The 16,199-nt window shown below is 26.3% G+C and carries 14 protein-coding genes, 1 pseudogene and 1 CRISPR repeat array (1 of these 16 only partly in view); of the genes and pseudogenes, 7 read left to right on the top strand and 8 right to left on the bottom strand.

Translation table 11 applies throughout. The features are described 5' to 3' along the window. Nucleotides 1-64: a CRISPR direct-repeat array (repeat unit 30 nt; unit sequence ATTTAAATACATCTCATGTTAATGTTAATC); it reaches 1,143 nt to the left of the window's first position. 594 nt (nt 65-658) lie between these two features. Together J2Z25_RS18615 and J2Z25_RS12215 are read right to left on the bottom strand one after the other, a co-directional pair. Next, nucleotides 659-946, bottom strand: a complete 288-nt coding sequence (locus tag J2Z25_RS18615; protein ID WP_245173317.1) for a phosphoglycerate mutase family protein — start codon at nt 944-946, stop codon at nt 659-661. Nucleotides 947-1,237: 291 nt separating this feature from the next. Beyond that, a complete protein-coding gene (locus tag J2Z25_RS12215) occupies nt 1,238-1,537 on the bottom strand; it encodes a hypothetical protein (protein ID WP_209740790.1) in 300 nt (99 codons plus the stop codon). A gap of 350 nt (nt 1,538-1,887) precedes the next feature. On the opposite strand from J2Z25_RS12215, the gene J2Z25_RS12210 reads away from it, so the two are divergent. Together J2Z25_RS12210 and def are read left to right on the top strand one after the other, a co-directional pair. Continuing rightward, nucleotides 1,888-2,124: a helix-turn-helix transcriptional regulator gene (locus J2Z25_RS12210; RefSeq protein ID WP_209740789.1), complete on the top strand. Its 237-nt coding sequence runs from the start codon at nt 1,888-1,890 to the stop codon at nt 2,122-2,124. Further along, nucleotides 2,125-2,576, top strand: a pseudogene (def, locus tag J2Z25_RS12205) (peptide deformylase). Nucleotides 2,577-2,642: 66 nt separating this feature from the next. Here def and hydA read toward each other — a convergent pair. Further along, nucleotides 2,643-4,028 carry a dihydropyrimidinase gene (gene hydA, locus J2Z25_RS12200; RefSeq protein WP_209740788.1) on the bottom strand — a complete coding sequence of 462 codons (1,386 nt, stop codon included), beginning with the start codon at nt 4,026-4,028 and terminating at the stop codon, nt 2,643-2,645. A 310-nt stretch (nt 4,029-4,338) separates the two neighbouring features. After that, nucleotides 4,339-5,280: a DUF7916 family protein gene (locus J2Z25_RS12195; protein ID WP_195954444.1), complete on the bottom strand. Its 942-nt coding sequence runs from the start codon at nt 5,278-5,280 to the stop codon at nt 4,339-4,341. 163 nt (nt 5,281-5,443) lie between these two features. On the opposite strand from J2Z25_RS12195, the gene J2Z25_RS12190 reads away from it, so the two are divergent. Together J2Z25_RS12190 and J2Z25_RS12185 are read left to right on the top strand one after the other, a co-directional pair. Then, the gene (locus tag J2Z25_RS12190) at nt 5,444-7,126 is read left to right on the top strand and encodes a DUF2207 domain-containing protein (protein ID WP_209740787.1); all 1,683 of its coding nucleotides are present in this window, start codon (nt 5,444-5,446) and stop codon (nt 7,124-7,126) included. Nucleotides 7,127-7,361: 235 nt separating this feature from the next. After that, nucleotides 7,362-8,255, top strand: coding sequence for a DUF1002 domain-containing protein (locus J2Z25_RS12185; RefSeq protein WP_209740786.1), 894 nt, complete (start codon nt 7,362-7,364; stop codon nt 8,253-8,255). 192 nt (nt 8,256-8,447) lie between these two features. Here J2Z25_RS12185 and ybaK read toward each other — a convergent pair whose 3' ends face one another. Then, the gene (ybaK, locus tag J2Z25_RS12180; RefSeq protein WP_209740785.1) at nt 8,448-8,915 is read right to left on the bottom strand and encodes a Cys-tRNA(Pro) deacylase; all 468 of its coding nucleotides are present in this window, start codon (nt 8,913-8,915) and stop codon (nt 8,448-8,450) included. Between the two features lie 367 nt (nt 8,916-9,282). Between ybaK and J2Z25_RS12175 the strand changes: the two genes are divergently transcribed. Further along, nucleotides 9,283-10,434 carry a double-cubane-cluster-containing anaerobic reductase gene (locus J2Z25_RS12175; protein WP_209740784.1) on the top strand — a complete coding sequence of 384 codons (1,152 nt, stop codon included), beginning with the start codon at nt 9,283-9,285 and terminating at the stop codon, nt 10,432-10,434. A 9-nt stretch (nt 10,435-10,443) separates the two neighbouring features. Beyond that, complete coding sequence (locus J2Z25_RS12170; RefSeq protein WP_209740783.1) at nt 10,444-11,217, top strand: acyl-CoA dehydratase activase; 774 nt, start codon at nt 10,444-10,446, stop codon at nt 11,215-11,217. A 29-nt stretch (nt 11,218-11,246) separates the two neighbouring features. Here J2Z25_RS12170 and J2Z25_RS12165 read toward each other — a convergent pair whose 3' ends face one another. The 3 genes from J2Z25_RS12165 to J2Z25_RS12155 all read right to left on the bottom strand — a co-directional run bounded on the left by J2Z25_RS12165 (nt 11,247) and on the right by J2Z25_RS12155 (nt 14,850). After that, complete coding sequence (locus J2Z25_RS12165; RefSeq protein WP_209740782.1) at nt 11,247-13,274, bottom strand: PAS domain-containing sensor histidine kinase; 2,028 nt, start codon at nt 13,272-13,274, stop codon at nt 11,247-11,249. Nucleotides 13,275-13,826: 552 nt separating this feature from the next. Then, on the bottom strand, nt 13,827-14,693 hold the full coding sequence (locus J2Z25_RS12160; protein ID WP_209740781.1) for an SDR family oxidoreductase: 867 nt from the start codon (nt 14,691-14,693) through the stop codon (nt 13,827-13,829). Next, the gene (locus tag J2Z25_RS12155) at nt 14,686-14,850 is read right to left on the bottom strand and encodes a hypothetical protein (RefSeq protein WP_209740780.1); all 165 of its coding nucleotides are present in this window, start codon (nt 14,848-14,850) and stop codon (nt 14,686-14,688) included. The genes J2Z25_RS12160 and J2Z25_RS12155 overlap by 8 nt, the downstream gene beginning before the upstream one ends. 147 nt (nt 14,851-14,997) lie before the next feature. On the opposite strand from J2Z25_RS12155, the gene ilvA reads away from it, so the two are divergent. After that, nucleotides 14,998-16,197: a threonine ammonia-lyase gene (gene ilvA, locus J2Z25_RS12150; RefSeq protein WP_209740779.1), complete on the top strand. Its 1,200-nt coding sequence runs from the start codon at nt 14,998-15,000 to the stop codon at nt 16,195-16,197. Nucleotides 16,198-16,199 lie beyond the last annotated feature (2 nt).

The raw sequence follows: 16,199 nt of genomic DNA, 5'->3' as shown, positions 1-16,199 counted from the left end.
TTCAAGAGCCATTGAATTATGATATTTCTACTATATTTAAATACATCTCATGTTAATGTTAATCCATTGATTTTAAGCCTTTCTTAAATTATACATGCCTATAAAACCTTTGTAAACATCTCACTTTTCAAACTTTTTACCAGCTTTACTTAAATAAAAAAAGCTTTATATAATTTATAGCCTAAACTGGCAATATAACTTATTTTCTAAATACTTTATAAAATAATAGCTTGGTAAAAATTTTTAATATATTTTTTATAATTCCCATAAAATAAAGGACGTCGCGTTACGCGACCCCCTTTATAATATTAAGATAAATCTATTTATTAGAAAAATTAAATTTATATTTTATCATCATTAATCAAGCAAGTACTTCTATTGTATTTTATAATTTAATGCCAAATATGATCAACACTCGAGAGCTCTTCATATTGAAAAGTCAATTTATAAATATCTGGCATACTTAAATTTTTCAAAAAATATAATTATATTTTTTGTCACAGTAATTCATTATAAGAATAATAATATTTCCATGTGTCCCTATTATAATATTTTCACCCTTATATTTATTTAAAATATTTTTCAGTTCCTCTATTCCCTTATTCTGAGCTATGCTACTTGATTCTCCACCATCTAAAGCAAACTCGAAATCTTCCCATCATTTTGAAATAACTTTATTGAAGTCATCTACATATCCGTTAAAAATACTTCTTTCTCTAAATTTATCATTTATTATTATATTTATTTTGAAATAATATCCTACTTTCTCAACTGTTTGAATAGCTCTTTTATATGCGCTTGATATTATATTAGTGATATTTTCATCTATTAATAAATCTAATACTTTCTTTGATTCATTAATTCCTTCTTCAGATAAAAGTCTATTTAATTCATCAGAACCATATATAGAATATGCATGTTTTACCAAGAATATATTAGTAATCATTATAATTTATCCTTTAAAAGTTTATAAGTAACTTATAAATTATTTATAGAGAAATTCCTTGATTTATATTTTATGAAAAAAATCTGTTTAAATATATAGAAATTTAGTCCATATACTTCAGATAATAAAATTAAGAACTCCCTCTATACTGATGAATATAACCTTCATAAGTTGTTCCTCCATTTGATGATTTTATATAATTCTAGGATTCTGTTTTAACTAATATTGATAAGAAAATGTGTTAAAGTAGCTAAATCAATTTGTCCATTTTTACTGCTAAATCGTAATATATTAAGATTGCTCTTTAGTACCTATATAACCTTTCTTTCTAGCATAAAATGTTAATATATAGTTTAATCCCCAAAAAATCGTTGATGTTAGTACAATAAAAATTGATGGATTTTTACTAATTTTATTCCACGCCAAGTAAAAGATAAGTAATGAAAATGAGTTACTTAACCCAAAAATAAATTGTGTGATATAGTATTTATTATTTAGCATGTAGATAGTTTTTTTATTTTTGTAACATATTACATTGTAAATAATGAATATTGTTGCGACAGCACAACCCGTAATAAATAATAAATCCATAAAACTTCTCCCCTTTTTATATTAGGAACAATATAATACAATTGTTCAATAATATATATTTTTATTATATATTGATTATGGGCTATAATTCTATAAAATAAAAAATATTACATAGCTACTGGTATTCTATTTCTAAATTCCTTAATCATAGTTTATTTATAAGATATTTTCTTTATATTAATAAATCATATTTTAATTTTCCTCTTCTTGAAATTATATAATAGAAAAATAATCTACTTTTAATAGAAATCCTAATTACTTTTTACACATTTTATGTAAGGTTAGCTTGATACACAACCAAAGAAATGTTAAATTAGAAATGCATGTAAACATTACATGAGTGATATTTAATGAAAAATAAATTAAAACAATTTCGTGAAACTTTAGGATTAACACAAGAGCAATTAGGAAAACTTGTAGGCGTTTCAAGGCAAGCAATTAATGCTATTGAAACTGAAAAATTTGAGCCCTCTATTTGGTTAGCTTATGATATTGCTAAAGTATTTCGTAGTAATATAGAAGAAGTTTTCCTTTTTGAAGAAAATGAGAGAAAATCAAGATCTGAACAAAGTAGAGGTGTTATTTAAATGGCATTAAGGCAAATTAGATTGTTTGGTGATGAAATATTAAGAAAAAGAAGTAAAGAAGTTATGGTTGTCGATGATAAAATAAGACAAATATTAAATGATATGGCTGATACTATGTATAATACAGAAAATGGTGGAGGGTTAGCTGCTCCACAAGTTGGCATATTAAAAAGATTAGTTGTAATAGATATGGGTCAAGGCCTTATAAAGCTTGTAAATCCAAGAATAATTAAAAAAGAAGGAATTCAAGAAGTTATTGAAGGTTGCTTAAGTTATCCAAATAGATGGGAAAGCTTAAAAGACCTGCAAAGGTAACAGTTCAAGCATTAAATGAATATGGCAAAAAAATCATTTTAACAGGTACAGGAGATTTAGCTAAATGCTTTTGCCATGAAATAGATCATTTAGATGGTATTCTTTTTACTGATTTTGTTACTGAATATATAAAATAAAAAAAGGAGTTATATTTAAAGTATAATTTTTATATACTACGCTTTAAATACATCTCCTATTTTTTATTATAACTTCTCTTTAATTTCTCTTTTTATAAATCTACCATTACCTTTTTCTCCAATAAAGTTATTATCCTTAACTATAATATTTCCCCTCAAGATAGTATAAACAGGATACCCCTTTACTTTTATTCCCTCATAAGCAGTATAATCAACATTTGAATGTAAATCTTTTATAGTTAATTCTTTTTCTATGGTTGGATCAATTATAACTATGTCGCCATCTGCACCAACTTGTATTGAACCTTTTTTAGGATACAATCCAAAAATTTTAGCTGGATTTGTACAACATACTTCAACAAACTTGTTAATGTTGATTTTTCCTTTCATTACTCCTTCTGAAAAAATCAAAGGTATTCTTTCCTCAATTCCTGGCGCTCCATTTGGACATTTTGTAAAATCATCTTTTCCAAGTTGTTTATCTTTATTAAAAGCAAAAGGACAATGATCTGTTGCTACAATTTGTATATATCCATCCTTAATTCCCTTCCATAAAGCATTTATATCCTCTTCTTTTCTTAAAGGAGGACTCATAATATATTTTAATCCTTCATTATTATTCAAGTCATATTTACTATCTTCCAAAACTAAATATTGAGGACATGTTTCTGCATATATGTTTTGTCCTCTATCTCTTGCCATTTTTATATAGCTTAATCCTAAATTTGAAGATAAATGAACTATATATAAAGGTGCATCACCTGCCATTGATGATAAATTTATCATTCTATTTACAGCTTCACCTTCTGCTTCTACTGGCCTACTTAAAGGATGATATTTAGGCGCTTTTAACCCATTTTTCACATAATAATCTTTTAATACCTTTATACTACCATGATTTTCACAATGAACTGTTGTAACTCCATTAAGTTCTTTTAATCTATTTAGTACTTTTAATACTTCATCATCATTTATCATATAATCATATGTTAAATAAACTTTAAAGCTTGGTATCCCTTCATTCCTTACTATGCTTTCCATTTCATTAAGTATTTCTTCATTTACATGTTGAATTACTCCATGAAAACTATAATCTATTACTGCATTATTATCTGCATATCCATGATATACATCTACTTGATGCTTTAAATTACATCCTTTAGGACCAAAGCCCATATGGTCAACTATTGTAGTTGTACCTCCACACGCAGCTGCAACAGTCCCTGTATAAAAATCATCATTAGCTACAGCAATTCCAACATCTAAATTTAAATGAGTATGAACATCTACCCCACCTGGTATTACATATTTTCCCTTAGCATCAATTACTTCATTTGCTTCTTTATTTATACAAGTACTAATTTCTTTTATAATGCCATCTTCAATATATATATCACCTATATATGTTTCACTTGCTGTTACAATTGTTCCATTCTTTATTAGTAATGACATTAGCTTCACTTCACTTTCTTATATTTAAAATAATATAACTTTTCTTTACATTAATTATTATATATAAGCAATGAATATGCCAAATTATATTTAATAGTAATAACAGTTTTTTCGGTATAATTTAATATCAATTTGAGAACTTGTTATCATTTTGATAACTATTTATACTATGTTAACAAAAAACCTTCACGCAATTTTAAATTATATATCTATATTTAACCTTAGAGTTATTCTGCAACATAATCTTATAAATAATAAGACATCTCATCATTTTAATATTATGAGATGTCTACTTTATTTAATATTTATATTATCTTAATATTGATTGAGACATTCTCCTATAAGTATGTCTAATTCCTCTTATTGTAACTGAAAGTGCCATTATATTTTCAGGTAATGCTATACCAAAAGTTCCACAATCTCCAATATGTTGAATATCAGCTCCTGCCATTTTAGAATTTAAAGCTATTTGTTCTATTATACTTTTGCTTGCACCCTCTTGTGATGTACCAATAGTAGTCATTGCAAGTGCATCATTTTCATGAATAAGAGTAATTATTTTCTTTGCTAACTCTAAATCATATCCTGGCACTGTTCCTGGCGCTGGTATTAACACAACATCTGCCCCACAATCTATAAAGCTTTTTATAGCATTTTCATCATATATATTTCCACTACCTGCTCCATGCATTTTTCCTGCTATTATCAAAGTGCTATCACCTAATATTTCCTTAGCAAGCTTTATTCCTTCACAAATAGTTTTTTCAGTAACACCTGTATTAGGATTTCCTGTTAATACTATATAATCAAAGCCATATTCTTTAACCTTCTCAAGATTTTCTCTATTTAATGTATATCCTCTTTCATAAGTACTTCCTTCTGGTACAGGTTCTAAATTTACTCCTATCATTCTACCAATTAATTTTTTAATATTCTTTATATAATCTTTATTATTTAAGTTATCTTTAATTTGATCTCCTATTTTATCCAAGTTATCTATTGAAAGTAAGTTAGTTCCACCATCTATACCAAAAATAAAAGGTTTTTCAAAATTAAATGTATTTAAAGTTATCATATCTGCTCCAAAGCTTGCAGCAAGCTCTAAATTAGATACTTCTCTTATAAATGGAGTATAGCTAACGATAGTCTCTGACATAACAGTTCTACCTTCTGAAGTCTTAATTATCTCCTTAAGAGTATTTTTATTTAAACCTTCAATATCACTTGTTGTTAATTCAAATATTCTTTTCATAAACATATTCTCCTTTATAGTTATTATGTATACATTATATAATATTTTTATTCAATTGAAAACGTTAATCAATATGAACTTTAATTTTATCTTAATACTATTTAGTAATATGGAGAAAATACATATAATATGCTATTCTAATATTTACAAGGAGGTATAAATAATGAAAAAACTAATTTTCTTTTTAACCTTATTATTTTCATTAACAATTCCAATTGCTGTTTCTGCAGATAATAAGTATTATTCAATTGATAAACTACTTATAAATGCCGAAATACAAAATAATGGAGATGTTTTAGTAAATGATGAATTTACTTATAGTTTTAATGGAGATTTTAATGGTATTTACTTAAATCTAAATTTAAATGGATCTAATGGATATTCTATTAATAATGTAGCTATTGAAGATTCTACTGGATCACATAATTTAGAAAACAAGAGTGATAAATCAAATAACAGTTATGAAATTATAAATACTAATGATAAGGTTCAAGTAAAAATTTATTCTAAAAGTATAAATGAAGAAAAGAAATTTAAAGTTAGTTATTTAGTAAGCTCTGCTGCAAAAAAATATGAGGATTTTAGTTCTTTAAATTGGAGCTTTTATACAGCTTCAATAGAAAATCCAGTTAATAATGTTGAACTAAACCTAAAATTAAATTCAACAAATTTCAATGCAAATAATTTATATTACACTGTTTATGGTGATGGGACTTTTAATACGGAAACTTCAGCAGATAAAATTAAAATTACTGGTGAAAACTTAACTTCTGATTTAGGTATTGATTTAAAATTTCAATCTGATTTTCTTACAACTCCAATTACAAGTTCACCAATTGAAAATAATAACAATTCGAATATTATAGATAATAATATAAATGGATATGTCAAAAAAGATTCTTCTGATATGGTATTACCTATTTTAATTCCATCTTCATTGATTTTATTAATTGCTATAATATTTTATCTTTCACACAAACGTTCAAAAAGAATTTTCAATGAAGCTTTAAATGAATATAGATCAAACTTTGTTTTTGTTCATGAGGATATACTTCCATATCCACCTTCTAATATAAGTCCTACTTTAGTTGCATATTTATATGATAAAAATAACATTGATTGGGCTATAGTTCCCTCTACATTAATGTATCTTGCAAATAGAAGTTTTTATATGCTAGATAGTAATATATCTGATGAAGATAAACTTATTAATGTTAAGTTTAAAAGAATAAAAGATAGCTCAGAGTGTGAATATTCACATTTGAAAATATTAATGGATTGGTTCAAGGAATACGAAGATAGTAATAATGAATTTACTTTTGAATCCATAAAAAATAAAATTGAAAATAGCCAAAAAGCAACTAAAAAATTTAATAATTCCTACTTAGATTTTATAAATGAAATTAGACTTAACGGAAGAGCTCATAATTACTATATAAATATTAAAGATAAAGAAGTATTAAATAATGATGCTTATAATGAATATCTTAAATGGTCTGCATATAAAAAATATTTATTATCACTTATACAAAGTAAAAGTATAGACAATATAAAAGAATCTATAATATACGCTCCTGCACTTGGAATAAGCCACTATGATTTGGAGATTGATCCAACGAGCCTTAATGGAAATTCACTTAATTATAATGATTTTAATCATACTTTTTATAATTCTTATATGGCTAATGTATTTTTATTTAATGAAATACACAACTTAACAAATAATAATCATAATAGTGATTCAAATTTCAATAATAATATGGATTTTGGAAACAATAGTTTTAATGATTTTTCATCTGGAGGAGGCTTTTCAGGTGGTGGTGGCGGAGATTCTGGTGCCTTTTAAAGTTAAAGGAAGTCTAATTAAATTAGGCTTCTTTTTTATATTAATACGACAATTTTATTTAAATATAATATTATAGCTGTGATCTATATGTACTATAATCACTAATTTAATATCTTTCTTATATTTTAATTTTTCGTTAGTAAATTCTTAAATAAATCTTAAAAGCCTTCTATTTTTTTGCTTTCTTTAATAATATTAATGTAAAGGAATTATATATAAATAAAGGAGTTTTATTATGAAAAAAAATATACTAAAGCTAATTACAGCATGCACTGTTACATTTTCATTATTTAGCTTTACTGTACAAGCACAAAATAATGAAAGAGTAACTTTAGGTATCGACTTAACAGATGCACAAGAAGCTCAAATGTTAAAAGAATTTGGAGTAAAAGAAAATGAAGTCAGCGTAGATAGAATAACTAATGATGATATCATAAAGCAATTAGGTCTTGATCCTAATGATCAATCTAATTATCAAGGTGGCTGTTATTCTTCTTCATATGTTAAGCTTACTAATTCTGGTGGAATACAAGTAACAGCTAAAAATTTAACAGAAGTTACTCCACTTATGCTTTCAAATGCTCTAGTTACATCTGGAGTAACTAATGCTGAGGTAAAAGCAAGCTCACCTTTTCACGTTACAGGAACTTCTGCATTGTCAGGAATATTAAAAGGCTTTGAAAGTGCTAAAGGTGAAGAGTTGTCATTAAAAAATAAAAAGACAGCTCAAGAAGAAATAGAAACTACTTCAGATCTAGGTGAAGAAATTGGATATGATGAAGCTGCTAAAGTTATTAATGATGTTAAAACAAAAGTTATAAAAGAAGCTCCAAAAAATAGTGAGGAGATTTCAAAAATAGTTGAAAATATTACAAATAATTATACAGTTGAAATATCAGATGAACAAAAAGACCAAATAAAAGCTTTAATGGTTAATATAAATGATTTAGATATTGATTATGATAATGTTAAGGAAACTTTAAAAAACATAAGTAATCAAATTTCAGAAGCCCTTAAAAACTCTGGTAAGGATATTCAAGATAGTGGATTCTTCCAAGGCCTTTTTGATGCAATAGGAAACTTTTTTTCTCAATTTTTTGATTGGATCAAAGGATTAGGTAATAATTAAAAACTTTTTATTTGATTCTGATATTACAAGAAATTAAAATTTTATAGTATAATATCTAAAACTCCATCCAATTAATTGAAATTTGGTGGAGTTTTATAATATTTCTTAGGTTGTATATATCTAATATATTGAAAACTATATATTATCAAAGATAATATAATTAATTTATGTTAATGCTGATAGTAAAACTATTTACAGTACATCAGCTAATTGAAGCCTAATAACTTTTTTAAGTTCATCTAAACTTAACTCTACTTGGTATCCTATTTTACCAGCACTAAAAATAAATGTTTCAAGTTTTTCAACTGATATATCAATTGTAGTAACAAAAGATTTTTTCATTCCGATAGGTGAGCATCCCCCATGAATGTAACCTGTTAATGGTAATAATTCTTTTGACTTTATCATTTCAATAGATTTTTCACCAACACTTTTTGCTGCTTTTTTCAAATTCAATTCTTTTTCCACAGGTATTACAAATACATAATAATTTTTTGATTTCCCAACTGTTACAAGGGTTTTAAAAACCTGTTCAGGATCTTGGCCTAATACTTTTGCAACCTCTACCCCACTTATTGCATCAGTATCTACGTAAGAGTAACTATTATATTTAATCTTCTTCTTATCTAAAATTCGCATTACATTTGTTTTTTCATCCATTTAGTATCCCTCCAAACAATACAATTATATCATTTTATAAAAATATTTCCATTTATAACATATCATAATTTAATCTATCTGTTATCATAAAACTATTCTATTAATATAGTACACCTATAGACTCTCACATTACTTAACATTAGATTCTTATATCCAAACCCTTTCATGCAAATTATTCAAAATTCATGTTGCAATAAATAAAACTTTATTAAATCGTTTTCTGTAATATACTTCCGTGTTAAAATATTAATATACAATATATTAAAGATATAATTTCTCATTTTTAAATTCTATAAAAAATATATTGTAAACACATTTTACTTGTTTACTTAATATTTATTAACATTATAAAAGGAGATTGAGATTTATGAAACTACAAAAAGAACTGCCAGAAATTTTTGAAACCTTTGGGGAAATTAGAAGGAATTCATTTATTACGGCAAAGGAACAAAAAGAAAAGGATATACCTCTTATAGGAGTATTTTGTACCTATTTCCCTCAAGAAATAGCTTTAGCAATGGGTGCTTCAACAGTATCTTTATGTGCATCTTCAGATGAAACTATACCAGATGCTGAGCAAGACTTACCACGTAATTTATGTCCATTAATAAAATCTAGTTATGGATTTGGTAAAACAGATAAATGTCCTTTCTTCTATTTCTCTGATTTAGTAGTTGGAGAAACAACTTGTGATGGTAAGAAAAAGATGTATGAATATCTTTCTGAATTTAAACCTGTTCATGTTATGGAGCTTCCAAATTCTCAAAGTGAAGATGGATTTAAGCTTTGGAAAAATGAAATTATAAAGCTAAAAAATACTTTAGAAAAACAATTTAACGTTAGTATATCTGAAGAAAATATAAGAAAAGCTATAAAAATAAAGAATAATGAAAGAAAGGCTCTTAAAGAATTTTATGAACTAGGAAAGCTAGATCCTGTACCTGTAACTGGAACAGATATTTTTAAAGTTTTAAATGGGACAACCTTTGCTTTTGATAAAGAAGCTATCCCAAAACAATTAAATGAATTAGTTGATAAAATTAAAACTGAATATAAAAATACAAAAAAATATAAATCTAAACCTAGAATTTTAATAACTGGCTGCCCTCTTGGAACAGCAACAGAAAAAGTTATTAAAGCTATAGAAGATAACGGCGCTTATGTAGTTGCTTTTGAGAATTGTAGCGGTGCAAAAGCTGTTGAAGATTTAGTTGATGAAGATAATCCAGATATATATGATGCATTAGCAAAGAAATATTTATCCATTGGTTGCTCTTGTATGACTCCTAACCCAAATCGTATTAAACTTCTTGATAAAATGATAGATGAATATAAAGTGGATGCTGTAGTTGACGTAATTTTAACTGCCTGCCATACTTATAATGTTGAAACATTATCAATTAAGAGATTTGTAAACACAAAAAAAGACATCCCTTATATGAGTATGGAAACTGATTTTTCTAATAGCGATATTGGACAATTAAATACAAGAATGGCAGCATTTATTGAAATGTTATAGGTAACATTTATGAGTATTTACACTTTAGGAATTGACTCAGGTTCAACATATACAAAAGGAGCTTTATTTGATGGTAAAAAAATAATTAAAACCTATAAAATAAGAACTTCTGCTAAGCCAAAGGAAAGTATTTATTTAGTCTATAATAATCTTTTTAATGAAAATGTTAAATATACTATTACTACTGGCTATGGAAGAGATTTATTAAAAGAAGCTGATAAAAAGGTCACAGAAATAACTTGTCATGCACAAGGAGCAGCTTTTTTAAATGAAAAAACTAGAATCATTATAGATTTAGGTGGACAAGATTGTAAAGTAATAAAGCTTGATAATTCATTAAACGTTATAGATTTTATTATGAATGATAAGTGTGCTGCAGGTACTGGACGATTTATAGAAGTAATGATGCGTATTCTTGAAGAAGATATCAAAAACATAGATGAATTTGTTAAGAATAAGAATAAAGTAAATATTTCCAGTATGTGTACAGTTTTTGCCGAAAGTGAAATCATCAGTCTTTTATCTCAAGATGTTGATAGAGGTGATATAGCCTTAGGAGTTATTCATTCAATTGCTAAAAGGACTGCAAATTTTGCTAGAAGATTAAAATTAGAAAACGATGTGTTTTTCACAGGTGGCCTTGCCACTTCAAATTCGTTTAAAGAAATATTAAGTGAGTATTTAAATTTTAAAGTTATAACTGGTGAATTAAGCCAATATGCCGGAGCAATCGGTGCATCTGTTATAGGTTACAAAAAATATAAAAAATTATGTACTAAATAAAAATAGCCAAAAATTTTGGCTATTTTTATTTAGTCGAGATATATGTTGGAAAATTCCATATCCATAGTTTGAACTAATCTATTGTCCATAAGATTCATATCTACTACTTTAGTATCAGTTGAAATAACTTTATTAGGAAGTATGATAGTAAAAGTACTGCCTTTTCCTAATTGACTTGTTAGTTCTATTCTTCCGCCCATAGAATTTATAAGAAGCCGAACTAGGCATAATCCTATTCCTGTTCCTTCTGACTTTCTTGTTAAATCATTATTTACTTGTCCAAACCTGTTAAAAATAACATCTTGCTTTTCTTTTGGAATACCTACACCCTCATCTTTAACATTAATATTAGTAAATCTATCATTAGAATCTAATTCTACCTTTACAGTCTTACCATTTTTAGTAAATTTAATTGCATTTGATAATAAATTAAGCAATATTCTTTCATATTTTTCATCATCAACAGCTATGATTTTTTTATCAATATTACAAGTAAACTCAAGATTAATATCCTTTCGCACAGCAAAGCTTCTAACAGATTCAGTAATTGCTTTAGACATACTTACAATATCATAATTACGTAAATTTACATTTAAATAACCAGCATCAGCTCTTGTTATATCTAAAAGGTTATTTACAAGTCTTAACTGCTGTAGTGTACTTAAATTTATTTTATCAATATAACCTACAACTTTTTCAGGTAAATCTTTTCTATAAACTAAATTTAACAATTGAGTTGTAGAACTCATAACTGTTAATGGAGTTCTAAACTCATGAGCAATAAATGAAAAAAATTCCTCTTGTGTTTTTAATATTTCTTCTAACTCTTGTTGATGGCTTACCTTATCCGTTATATCTATTCCAACTTTTATAACTTCCTTAATTTCTCCGTCAACATCAAAAATATATTGATAAAAAGTTTCTATATATCTCTCTTTTCCACTTAGTACCACTTTAATATTACTTCCACTAATCATAGCATTATTTTTTTGCTCTTTATCTAATGTTTCTCTATCATTACATGAAATTTGTAAAAACTTTGAGTAAATATTTTCATTTGAATATATTATTTCTTCTTTTACTTTTTTATTATAATGTATTACTTTAAAATCTGGATATGAAAATCTACATATAAGCAAATCTAAACTATTTATAATATTATAAAAATTGTCTCTTTGCTTTTTCAAGCAATTTTCAACTCTCAATGAATCATTTAGGCATCTAATACTTGTTATTGCTCCAACTATCTCATTATTCTGATTATACAAAGGATTACAACTTATATCTGTTTTGATAGTTTTATCTGGTCTTTCAGATACAACCCTCATGCTAGTTATATTTTCTCCCTTTAAAGCCCTTGCAGATGGTAGTTCATTTATTTCTAATGTATTTCCATTTAAATCATAATACCTAGTGTTATCAAGGGTTTGCCCTAATACGTCTAACTTATCTGGTTCATAGAAAAATTCTTCAGCTGCTCCATTTAAAAATTCAACTTTTCCCTCTTTATCAAGAAAAATTAAACCATCAGTCATATTTTCAACTACGTTTTTATATTTAAAAAACTCTTCACTTAGTTTTATATTTTCTTCCTTTAATTTTGAATTCTCCTCCTTTAATTTTAAAATTTCTTTTTTTAAATTCTCTTTTTCAACAGCACTTTCTGTTACATTGAAAAGTGTTATTATCAAAAAAATTAGTGAGTTTTCTTCCTTTACAGGAGTAACTACACACTTTAAATAATCTGTATAACCATTCTTATTTTTATAAATAAACTCTTGAGATATCTGTGTTTTTCCGCTTTTTATAGCACCTTTTATTAGAGTTAATATAATATCTTCTTCCTTTACATTCATAATTTCTTGAAGTGACATCTTTAAGTATCCTGCTCTTTTAATACTTATATTTTCTAATATATCTTTATAAAATTTATTTGATTTAATTAGCTCTAAATTAGGGAAACTATAAACCCCCGTCCCTGACTTATCTTTGTTCAACAAGTCATCTAATGGAACTACCTCGTCTAAACAATCTCGTTCTAATTTAGAATCTTTCATACAAAAATTAACTAAATTACCCATTCTTTTCACCCTAATCCCACATAAAATATAAAATAAAATATATTATTTAATAAACAATATATATAATACCATATTTTATAAATTATTACCACATTTCACCTAATAAATGTAAGTTATCTCTATATTATAGCTTTATACTTCGACACGATTCGAAGATAATTTCAAAAAATAATCTTTATAATCGTTTTTTAACTTATTTTTTTATTATTTATATATTTAATTATACTTTTAGCTTTCTTAATATTAGAAAATCATAATTATATTTTTCCTTCTGTTCTATCTATAATTTTAGTATATTTTGAGTACCATCGAGCAATTTTTTCTCCAGTACTAAAATTATATTTAAGGCAAATATACCTCTAACAAATCATATATATTTAAATATTTTATTATGTAAATTCCCTTTATTTTTAGTAATAATTTAATAAAATCATATTGAAAACATATATAATAAAAAAATAAAAGTATACTTAGATAAATAAGTATACTTTTATTTTTTTAGTTTTTATATTTAATAACATAAATATTCTATGAGTTTACAATTTCTCCTCCATTAACATGAATAGTTTCTCCTGTTATGTATGATGCGCCCTCACTTGCTAAGAAAACATAACTTTCTCCAAGTTCAATTGGTTGTGCTGCTCTCTTCATTGGACTAGTTGTACCAAAGCTAGCTACGTCACTTTCAGCAAATGATGCTGGAATTAATGGTGTCCATACTGGTCCTGGGGCCACAGCATTAACCCTGATTCCTTTGTCAGCTAAATTTAATGCTAAAGATCTTGTAAATGAAGTTAATGCACCTTTAGTCATTGAATAATCTATTAAAGTTTTATGTCCATGATAAGCAGTAATTGAAGTAGTATTAATAATACAATCTCCTATATTTAAGTGTTTTAAAACTTCTTTTGTTATAAAAAATGCTCCAAATACATTAGTTTTAAATGTTCTCTCAAACTGTTCTTTAGTTATATCTGTTAATGTGTTGCATACATGTTGTTCAGCGGAATTATTAACTAATATATTAATTTTATTAAACTTACTTATTACTGAATTAACTGCAGATATACAGAAGTTTTCATCACCGATATCTCCACTTATTAAAATACATTCTCCATTCATATCTTCTATAAGCTTTTTAGTTATTTCGGCATCTTGATGTTCATTTAAATAAATTATTGCTATTTTTGCTCCTTCTTTAGCATATGCTAAAGCTACAGCTCTACCAATTCCACTATCTCCACCTGTAATAATTGCCACTTTATCTTTTAACTTATTACTTCCTTCCTTAAATGTCTCTGACTTAAAAATTGGCTTTGGATTCATATTTTCTTCTATTCCAGGCTGTACATTTTGATGTTGTGCTGGAAACTGAGTAGGATAATTATTATTCATTTGATTTCTCCTTAATACTATAATTATTTTTGAAATTTATATTAGCTTCTACACTTTCTAAGTAGTTAGTCTTATTTACTATATTCTTTTCAAAGCTTTTTACAGCATTTCTAGTGAAATTCCCTATATTTATTAAATCACTATATTCTTCACTCATAATAACTTCTCCTTTCTTTATCTTAATATTTATATTTTTTATAATTTATCAAAAAAATATACTTTTCTGAAATTTATATTCTTCATATATTTACGCAGCAGTGATATAATATTTTTATCACATAAAATTTACTAGAGGTGGAAGTTTATGCATTTAAGTGAAATTAAAAAAACCCGAGAAAAAATTAAAGACGTTATTAACAAAACTCCAATTTTGTATAGTCCCATTTTTTCAAAAATGACAAATTGTTCTGTATATATGAAGTGTGAGAATCTCCAACTTACAGGGGCTTATAAAATAAGAGGTGCACTTAATAAGATTCGTTCTTTAAGTGATGAGGAAAAAAGTAAAGGGGTTGTTTGTTCCTCTGCAGGTAATCATGCACAAGGTGTTGCTTATGCCGCAAGTCTTTTAGGAGTTGAATCTACAATAGTTATGCCTAAAACTACCCCTTATCTAAAAATACAATCTACTAAAGACTTTGGTGGTAATGTAGTTCTTCATGGAAACTGCTATGATGATGCATTTTTAAAAGCTAAAAGTATTGAAGAAAGTAATAATTCAGTATTCATACATCCTTTTAATGATATTAATGTAATTTATGGACAAGGAACTATTGCTTTAGAAATGCTAGAAGAAATAAGTGACATTGATATAATCCTTTGCCCAATTGGTGGTGGCGGCTTAATCAGTGGAATCTCTTTAGCTGCAAAAGAAATTAATCCTTCTATAAAGATTATAGGTGTACAAGCTGAGGGTGCAAATGCAATGGAGCAAAGCTTTAAAAATGGTAATTTAATATCTTTAGATTCTGTTAATACTATTGCTGATGGTATTGCTGTTAAATCTCCTGGTGATTTAACATACAAGATAATCAAAGAATATGTTGATGATATTGTTACAGTTTCTGATCAAGAAATAGCTGAAGCATTTTTAATATTATGTGAAAAGCATAAATTACTTGCCGAAGCTTCAGGTGCTGCATCTCTTGCTGCATTAAAGAAATTAAATTATACAAATAAAAAGATAGCATGTATAATTAGTGGTGGTAATATAGATATGATTACTATTTCATCTTTAATAAATGATGGTTTAGTTGAAAGAGGTAGATTATTTTGCTTTACTCTTGAACTTCCAGATATACCTGGACAGCTTCAAGAAATCTCTAGAATACTTTCAGAATTAAATGCAAATATTGTTCAACTTGAACATAATCAATTTAAAGCTTCTAATAGGTTAAAAAATGTTTTATTAGAAGTAACTATCGAAACTAATGGTATTGAACATATAAATTTAATCAAAGATACTTTTATAAACATGGGCTTCAAAATAAATCAAATGTATTAAAA

The organism is Clostridium tertium (assembly GCF_017873245.1).
Lineage (GTDB): Bacteria > Bacillota > Clostridia > Clostridiales > Clostridiaceae > Clostridium > Clostridium tertium.
This window is presented reverse-complemented; position numbering and strand designations above follow the sequence as displayed.